The sequence below is a fragment of the Algoriphagus antarcticus genome (genome assembly GCF_002150685.1).
GTDB lineage: Bacteria > Bacteroidota > Bacteroidia > Cytophagales > Cyclobacteriaceae > Algoriphagus > Algoriphagus antarcticus.
In genome coordinates this window covers 1-9815 of the sequence record NZ_MSSW01000084.1, presented here as the reverse complement: position 1 = coordinate 9815, position 9815 = coordinate 1, and the positions used below count along the sequence as shown (strand labels likewise).

Annotated in this window: 1 protein-coding gene; it reads left to right on the top strand. The window is 41.7% G+C overall.

What is annotated here, in order from left to right; translation table 11 throughout:
• Nucleotides 1-498 precede the first annotated feature (498 nt).
• Nucleotides 499-9815 (top strand): DUF4082 domain-containing protein (locus BVH04_RS25885; RefSeq protein ID WP_086543663.1); only part of this gene is annotated, 9317 nt, incomplete at its 3' end.

Here is a 9815-nt window from a genome sequence, read left to right as displayed (position 1 = left end):
ATTTTTTTTTAAGCCTACCTGGTCCAACCTTAATAATTGTTATTTATGAAGAGTTTTTACAAATCGCTCGCCACCCTTATTCTCTTTTTTGTAGGGTTCCTTCTATTCAGTTCCTTTGAGCTCAAAGAAATGCTTTCAGAAAAGAATTCCTTTTCTTCAAATGGTCAATTTCTGGAAAAGTATAAGGGACACTTTCACTTGGCAGGATCGAATAACTCTGATCCTTGGAATAGCATTAGTATCATTAAATCTGATGCTACAAGCAGGGATTTTATTTCCAGTTGTGATGAGTTTATTGAGAAAGACTCCAAAATGCATTTGAAGTGGAGCAGTTTTTTTATTCCAACAAAGGAATACCCCCAAAACCACTCAGAGATTTTTAATACTAGAGCTACAATATTCATTATCAGCTATATGGGGAGATTCCCTTCTCAAAAAGAATCGCTTTTATTTTCATTAAATGAAAAGTCTGTCCTAACAACTTAATTCTTTAAAATCATGAAGAACTACCTCAAAACCCAAGCCTTGTCCAAGTTGTTTTATCTATTAATTTTTACAAGTTGTTATACGCTTTTCCCAAAATCAACCTTTTCGCAAACCTTCGGAACAAATATAGTTTCCGAAAATGCCCTTCCTGGGAATCCCTCTTCTGAATGGGAATTACCCAACAGAAATGCAGGAGATTTATCCATTCAGGGGTTTGCTACTGATATTAGTTATAATAGAGGTGAAACAGCAAGCTTTAAAATTGACTCCGATGCATCATCCTATTCTGTAAAGATTTACAGATTAGGATATTATCAGGGAAATGGAGCAAGGTACATTGCCGATGCTACTGTTTCTGCTTCCTTGCCTCAATCCCAACCCACGTGTTTGTTTGAAGCCGCCACTGGCTTAACTGATTGTGGGAATTGGGCTGAATCTGCATCATGGGTAATTCCTGCAAATGCTATTTCGGGAATATATTTGGCAAAATTGACCAGAGACGATACTCAAGGAGCTAGTCATATTGCCTTCATAGTCAGAGACGATAGCAGCACTTCTGATTTGCTTTTTCAAACTGCTGATGCTACGTGGCAGGCATATAATGGTTATGGCGGAAATAGCCTTTACACAGGATCAGTTTCGGGTTTTCCTGGTGGACATGCTCCAAAAGTAAGTTACAACCGACCTTTCTATACAAGAAGTGGCGGTGCTGGAGGAGGAGCTCAGGAGGATTGGCTTTTTAATTCGGAATATCCTATGATTCGCTTTTTGGAAAATAATGGATATGATGTTTCCTACACGACAAATATTGATACAGATAGAAGAGGGGAATTAATTTTAAATCATAAAGTATTCCTTTCTATCGGACATGACGAGTATTGGTCAAAGGCGATGAGGGACAATGTAAGTAATGCACGTAATTCAGGAGTTCATTTAGGGTTTTTCAGCGGTAATGAAGTCTATTGGAAGGTTCGTTGGGAAGATAGTATCGACCCAAACGGAGATTCTTTCCGAACCCTGGTTTGTTATAAAGAAGGTCCCGGTGGTGAGAATACTACAGGCGTAAAATCTGATCCATCGCCCGAATGGACAGGACTTTGGCGGTTTGGATGCTCTCCGGATTATAATCCTGGTATCAATGGTGCCTGCGATCCAGAAAATGAATTGATGGGTCAAATCTCATGGGATGGTACCACTGGCACAATTCAGGTTCCTAGCGATTATAGTAATCTACGTTTTTGGAGAAATACTCCTGTAGCAAATTTAGCTAATGGGCAATCTCTGGCATTGACCACCAATTCTTTGGGTTATGAATGGGATCCTTACTTTGAAGAATTTGCCTCAACCTATCCTAGCGGCCGAATAGTCCTATCCCAAACTATTCAAAACGGGAGGTTGCATCAACTTTCTCTCTATAAACACAGCAGCGGGTCATTGGTATTTGGTGCGGGTACTGTTCAGTGGGCTTGGGGATTGGATGACCAACACGACAGAGGAAGTGAAGCAGTTAGCCCAGCAATGCAACAGGCTACGGTCAATCTTTTTGCAGATATGAACGTGCAAGCAGCAAGCTTGCAAAACGGTTTGGTCAGTGCTTCTGCCTCAACTGATAACCAAGCTCCCTCAACGATTATTTCTACGCCAGTTAATGGTTCTACAATACCGAACAATTCTCCTATTGCGATAGGGGGTACTTCCACCGATGACAATGTGGTAGCGGGAGTTGAAATATCCACAGACGGGGGTCAAACATGGCAAATTGCAAGCGGGACTACTAATTGGACTTATTCCTGGACTCCAACCACTTTAGGCCCAACAAATATTCAGGTCAGAGCTTTTGATGATTCCGGAAATATTGGTGTACCTACTTCAGTAAGTATTGTCATTGGAGAGCCTATTCCGCCTGTTTGTCCATGTACGGTTTTTGGATTAGCGGATATTCCCCCTTCAGGTGTTGAATCAGATCAAAACCCAATTCAATTGGGGATGAAGTTTCGTTCTTCTGTGGATGGATTTGTAACGGGGGTTCGATTCTTTAAGGGAGTAGGAAATAGCGGAACCCATACCGGTCAGCTATACAACAATTCAGGTGCTTTATTGGCAGAGGTAATTTTTACAAATGAAACAGATTCAGGATGGCAGGAGGCAAGTTTTAATTCCCCAGTTCTAATCTCAGCAAACTCAACCTACACTATTTCTTATCACAGCAGTAGTGGTTTTTATTCAGTTTCCAATCCCTATTTCAATAATGCCAAGATCAATAATCCATTGACAGCTTTGGCAAATGGGGATGACGGGCAGAATGGCGTTTATGTTTATTCTACTTCACCAGCATTCCCAAATCAAAATTTCCAAACCAGTAATTACTGGGTAGATGTAGTATTCGCAACAGAAGTTGGACCTGACAATTCTCCACCTGTTGTTGTTTCATCCTCGCCTCAAAACAATGCCTTCGGCGTGAATGTAAATGCCAACATCACCGTCACTTTCAATGAAGCGGTCAATCCAAGTACAGTCAACAGTAATACATTTTCTGTATCAGGTATTTCGGGGGTAGTGAGCTACGATGAAACTTCTCGCACAGCTACTTTAAATCCAAATACTTCATTGACTTTTAACACTTCCTACTCGATGACAATAGTCGGTGGATCAGAAGGAGTAAAAGACCTGACTGGCAATGAACTTGCAAATAATTTTTCAATCAACTTCACAACTCAAGATGTTCCACCACCACCTTTGGGTGATTTTAACCAGGGACCTGGTGGACCCATTTTGGTAGTAAGTTCTACGACAAATCCATTTAGCAGATACCCGATAGAAATTTTAAGGGCTGAGGGTTTGAATGAATTTGCTGTCAGCGATATCAATGCTGTAAATACTTCACTTCTCAATGCTTACGATGTAGTTATATTGGGTGAGTTGCCTTTGAGTGTGGCTCAGGTAAGTACTTTTTCAGATTGGGTAAATGATGGAGGAACTTTAATTTCTTTCAGACCTGATGGTGATTTATACGACTTGTTGGGAATTACTCCTTCAAACGGCATTTTGGAAGAAGGATATTTAGCCATAGCAAATTCCGGTGCAGGGGTAGGTATTGTCAATGAAACCATGCAATTCCATGGCGAGGCAAATTATTTTACTTTGAATGGAGCTTCCAGTTTGGCTACTCTCTATTCAGATGCCAACACAGCTACCACCAATCCTGCTGTGACTTTGAATAATGTAGGGACGAATGGTGGTAAAGCCATTGCCTTTGCATTTGATCTTGCCAAATCAATTATTTATACCAGACAGGGTAATCCTGCCTGGGCCGGCCAAAAACGAGATGGTCAAGGAATAAATATCCGTTCGGATGACTTGTTTTTTCCTGATTGGATTGACTTTAATAAAGTACAGATTCCTCAAGCTGATGAACAGCAAAGATTCTTGGCGAATTTGATTTTGTTAAGTAATTCCCATAAAAAACCACTTCCCCGGTTCTGGTATCTGCCACGAAAGCTTAAAGCAGCAGTTGTGATGACAGGTGATGATCATGCTAATAATGGCACTACTGGACGTTTTGACCAGTATTTATCCTTGAGTCCCTCAAATACTCCAGAAGCAGTGGCTGATTGGACTGCCATCCGTGCTACCTCATACATTTATCCGAATACACCGATTTCTGATGCTCAAGCTTTGGCCTTTGAAAATCAGGGATTTGAGGTTGGTATCCATATGAGTACTAACTGTGCACCCTATTCATTTGGCCAACTATCTGATTTCTTCACAAACCAATTAGCTCAGTTTGCTGCCAATTTCCCAAGCCTAACAGCTCCATCCACTCACAGGACACATTGCATCTCTTGGAGCGATTGGGCTAGCAAACCAAAAGTTGAGGTTGCCAACGGAATCCGATTGAATACGGATTACTATTACTGGCCTGCAGAATGGATCCAAAACCGTCCTGGGATGTTTACTGGTTCTGGTATGCCAATGAGGTTTGCAGACCTCGATGGATCATTGCTTGATAATTATCAGGTTACCACACAATTGACAGACGAATCAGGCATAAGTTATGACCTGCACATCAATACACTTTTGAATAATGCCCTTGGCTCCAATGGCTATTATGGCGTCTTCACCGCCAACATGCATACAGATGAAAATGGAGGAAATAGTACCAACGGTTCAAACACAATTGTTAATGCTGCACTTCAAAGAAATGTCCCTGTAATTTCTGCCAAGCAAATGCTTACTTGGTTGGATGGTCGTAACAATTCCAGTTTCGGGGCCATGAATTGGAATGGAAACTCGCTTAGCTTCACAGCCAATATTTTCGCTGGCGCCAATTTCATTTATGGCATGGTACCATTCAACCATAATGGCAATAATTTGATTTCACTCACTTTGAATGGTGGTTCAGTCTCTTTTACCACTGAGATTATCAAAGGAATCAATTATGCATTTTTCCCAGCTGAAAACGGAAATTACGTCGCCTCTTATGGCTTAGACGATGTTGCCCCTCAAATCACCAATGTGATTGCAACTCCATCTCAAAATGGAACGGCTACCATTACCTGGACAACAGATGAAAATGCTTCCTCATTGGTACTCTTTGGCACGGATCCTCTAAACTTGGGATTGAGTGCATCCAATTCTACCTTGACAACTAATCATTCTTTGGAATTGACCGGTTTGTCCGGAGACGCCACTTATTTCTATCGAATTACTTCCATCGATGCGGCAGGCAATTCAGTTACGGATCCAAATCCTCCGGCAAGTGTTTACAGTTTCATAACACCAGCGTCACCTTCCGAACCTTGTTTCCAGGATGAGGTAATTTCTGATTTCCTCGCAGGAACAATAGATGGAAATTTGCAGGTTGTGAATTTTGAGGGAGGTGAAATAGTTTTGAAGCCTACCTTGTTGGAGGAGTTTAGTGGCAATTCTTTACCGCTTGGTTGGCAAGCGGCTGCTTGGCAGGGAGGTGGAAACACAACTTTTGCCAGTGGAAGGATTAACCTAAATGGAAGCCATGCTGCTACAACTACTACTTTTGGACCAAATAGATCAATCGAATTTAAGGCTACTTTCTCTGGTAAAACCTTCCAAAATGTTGGTTTTTCAGGTGATTTTGATTTCAATAACCCATGGTTTACAATAGGCGTTGGTAATACGGCAAATGGAATTTATGCTCGGTTAAATGACAATACAAGCATTTTATTGCCAAATGCACAATTTGGAATACCTCATGTATTTAGAATAGATTGGAATGCCAATAATTTGATTTTCTATGTTGATGGTATTCTTCAATCCACCTTAAATAGCACAATTGCAGGTAATTTAGTAATACAGCTGAGCGATTTTAATGTCGGTGGCATAGGTTTGGAAGTTGATTGGATCAAATTGACCCCTTATGCAGCAAGTGGTATATTTAATTCAAGGATATTTGATGCAGGTTCAATCACGAATTGGCTTACTGCTGAGTGGATAGCAGAAACGCCTACAGGCACTTCTGTACAAGTAAACCAACGCCAAGGAAATAGTCCTGTTCCTGATGGAACCTGGACCAGCTTTGCTACCTTGACCAATAGTGGGAATATCGGCGGATCTTTAAGATATATTCAATACCAGGTTATTTTGACTACAAATGATTTGGGACAAACGCCTAAGTTCAAGTCTATAGCTTTTGGCTGTTCTGAATCATCCACTCAAATAGCCCCCGCGATTACCTTGCAGCCTCTTTCAAAGATTATATGTGAAGGATCGGAGGTAATATTCAATTCTACTGCATCAGGTTTGCCGATTCCAACAGTTCAGTGGGAAGTCAGTATTGATGGAGGTGTAACTTGGGGTAATTTAGATGGGGCAACAAGCGGAAATTTGGTTTTCAATTCAGTTGTAGAAAACACAGGGAATAAATACAGAGCGCTTTGGACAAATACCTTAGGATCTGTAGAGTCAGATATTGTGGACTTAACCGTCACAGTTGCACCAACTGCTACAATTTCTGCTTTGAATTCAACCATTTGTGAAGGTCAAGAAATTGAACTACAACTACTTAATGCAACAGGAACAGGTCCATTTGAATTAACAGTAAATGGTATTTCTTATTCTGGCGTACAAGTAGAACAAATATTTGCCACAATAAGCCCATTTGAAGAGAAATCCATCTGGTCTAATACAGTTGTGCCAAATGGAAATCCTAATGCCAATGACAGTCAACCCATAGAGATAGGTGTGAAATTCCGCTCTTCAGTCAGTGGTTTTATAAAAGGAATCCGGTTCTATAAAGGTTTAGGCAACGAAGGCAATCATGAAGGAAAATTGTGGTCCAATACCGGTACGCTGTTGGCAAACGCTACTTTTACCAATGAAACAGCAAGTGGTTGGCAGGAAGTCAGATTCTCAGAACCGATAGCTGTGTCCGCTAATACAACATACATCGCCTCTTATTTCTCCCAAGCCGGAGGGTTTGCAATTGATGCCAACTACTTCGCAAATAGCAATAGTATTATCAATTTGCCTCTCACTGCTTTAGGAGCTGGTATAGATGGTGCCAATGGGGTATTTAAATATGGAGGTGGTTTTCCTGATGGCGGTTCAAGTGCCAATTATTGGGTGGATGTGATTTTCAGTGAAACACCCGGAAACTCTGCAGCTTTCACTTTAAGCAAAATTACAGATGCCAATGGCTGCCAAAATGAAGGAGAATCACTTAGCTCTACTACTGTCCAACTGGGTACTGCTCCGTCAGGATCAATAGCTGCTGTTAATCCGACGGTTGTAGAAGGTCAAAACGTTGATTTGGTGTTTACTCCTAGTACCGGTATTTCACCATTTACACTTACCATTAATGGAGTTAACTATCCAAATATTGTAGCAGAAGTGCCATTCAATGTTGGGGTTCCAAACAATACAACTTTAACTCCTATCAGTATTTGGGATAACAATACCATAGGAGGTGAACCTACGGTAGCAGATAATGATGGAATCGAGGTAGGAGTCAAATTCCGTTCGAGCTTAGGAGGAGTAATTTCAGGAATTCGGTTCTTCAAGAGATCAACGAATACAGGAACTCATACAGGGACTTTATGGTCAAGCTCTGGAGCTTTATTGGCTTCTGTTGCTTTCTCAAATGAATCAGCTAGTGGCTGGCAAGAGGTGATGTTTGATTCCCCTGTAGCTATTGAAGCCAATATAACTTATGTGGCTTCATACTATGCACCAAACGGACAGTATGCATTTAATTCAAATTATTTTACTAATACTGGAGTATCCACCGGGCCTTTAAGGGCATTGCAAACTGGGGAAAATGGCAGTGGAGCTAATGGTGTTTACAAATATGGCAGTACAAGTGTTTTTCCGAATGAATCTTTCAATGATGCTAATTATTGGGTAGATGTGATGTTTGTGCCATCGGTCAATACATTTACTTACACTTTGACAAATGTCTCAGATGCAACTGGTTGTGTGAAGACCGGTGATCCAATTAGCAGCGCGACTGTGAATATTGAATCAGATGTGCTTCCTCCAAGTCAGCCTACAATAGCTGTGGCAAATGCAACAGAAACTTCGATTACCCTTCAATTACTAGCCACGGATAATGTCGGCGTTGCAGAATATGAAGTGTTTATGAATGAATTGTCGATTGGTACTACAGTTGAAAATAGTTTTACAGTAAACGATTTGACAGCTTGTACTCTTTATGCTTTTACTGCCAAAGCCAAAGATGCAGCTGGAAATATTTCAGCGTTGAGTGAAATATTTAACTTATCGACTGCTGACTTAACTCCACCTGTTTTACCGATTTTAGGAGATGTCGTTGCGGAGTGTTCAGTTACTGTGGTAGTTCCGGTTGCATTTGATACTTGTGCCGGGGAGATTGTTGGTACAACGGTAAGTGATTTAGGATTTTCAGAACAGGGCACTTTCCTAATTACTTGGATTTTTGACGATGGGAATGGGAACGTCATTGAAGCCGTACAAAATGTCATCATTGAGGATATCACCCTCCCTGTTATAGAAGTCGTAGGGGGAGTAAATCAGGCTGCTGATGAGAATAGCTGTGAAGCAGTTATTTCAATAATTGTTCCGGAGGTAATTGAGAATTGTGGCTTAGCAACAGCCTTTGGAACAAGGAGCGACAACCTCGCGCTCAGCGCTCCATACCCATTGGGATTGACCACGATCACCTGGACGGCAGAAGATGCTTCTGGCAACCAAGCTTCACCTGTTGAGCAAACGGTAACAGTGATTGACAGTCAAAAGCCAGTGATCGCTGGGGTGAGCCCGGTCAGCCAATCTGCGGATTCGGGATCATCTACGGCAATTGTAAGCATCAGCGCACCGGTTGTCACGGACAACTGTGACAATTTGCTTGAAGCTACTGGAACAAGAAGCGATGGCTTGGCACTCAGCGATGTGTATCCTTTCGGATTGACAACAATTACCTGGACAGCTGCGGATGCTTCGGGCAACCAGGCGGATGAAGTGTTGCAGACCGTTACGGTTAAAGACGGAACAGCACCGATTGCTGTTGCCTCCGCTACACCTCAAACAGGAATGGCACCGCTGCTAGTAGTATTCAGTTCTGAAGGTTCCACTGATAATGTAGCAATTGCTTCCTACACCTGGAACTTTGGTGACGGTACTAGCTCAACGGAAGCGAATCCTTCGCATACTTATGCTACTGCGGGTACATATAGTGTCAGTTTGACGGTGACGGATGCGGAAGGGTTGAGCGATGCGGAGACGATTCAGCTTGCGGTGTTTGAGCCGACTCCGGAATATGACTTCAGCTTGTACTTGAATGCGGGTAGCAGTCAGACGGTAATTTATGAGGGTAAGGAGTTTGTTGGGGATATGAGTTTTAATCCTGTATATCATTCTTCTTCAAGAGCAGATTATCAACCATTAGCCAGTAACATCGAACTGTTTAGATCTGCCCGATCATCTTCTACTATAGCCACTGGTGGTATAAAATATTCTATACCAGTGGAAGTTGGGGTGTATACAATATCTACTTACCACATTGAACAATATTTTGGAATAGTCGGAGCCCAGGTAGTTGGAGCAAGAGTATTCAATGTGTTGATAGAAGGACAGGTTGTTCAGGGTGCGGTAGATTTAGTGAGCTTGGACGGCAATAATCCTATTAAATTAACTTTTGCAGGGATTCAGGTTACTGATGGAGTATTAGACATAGAGATCAATCCAACTCGCAGCAGGTCTATTATCTCAGGCATCTCAATTGAAGGAGAATACTTAAATAATGTGAAGCCAGAATCTGTGATAGATTATAGTCCAAGAGGATTGTCTCAAACCGGTTCACCTGTTCAATTTGATGG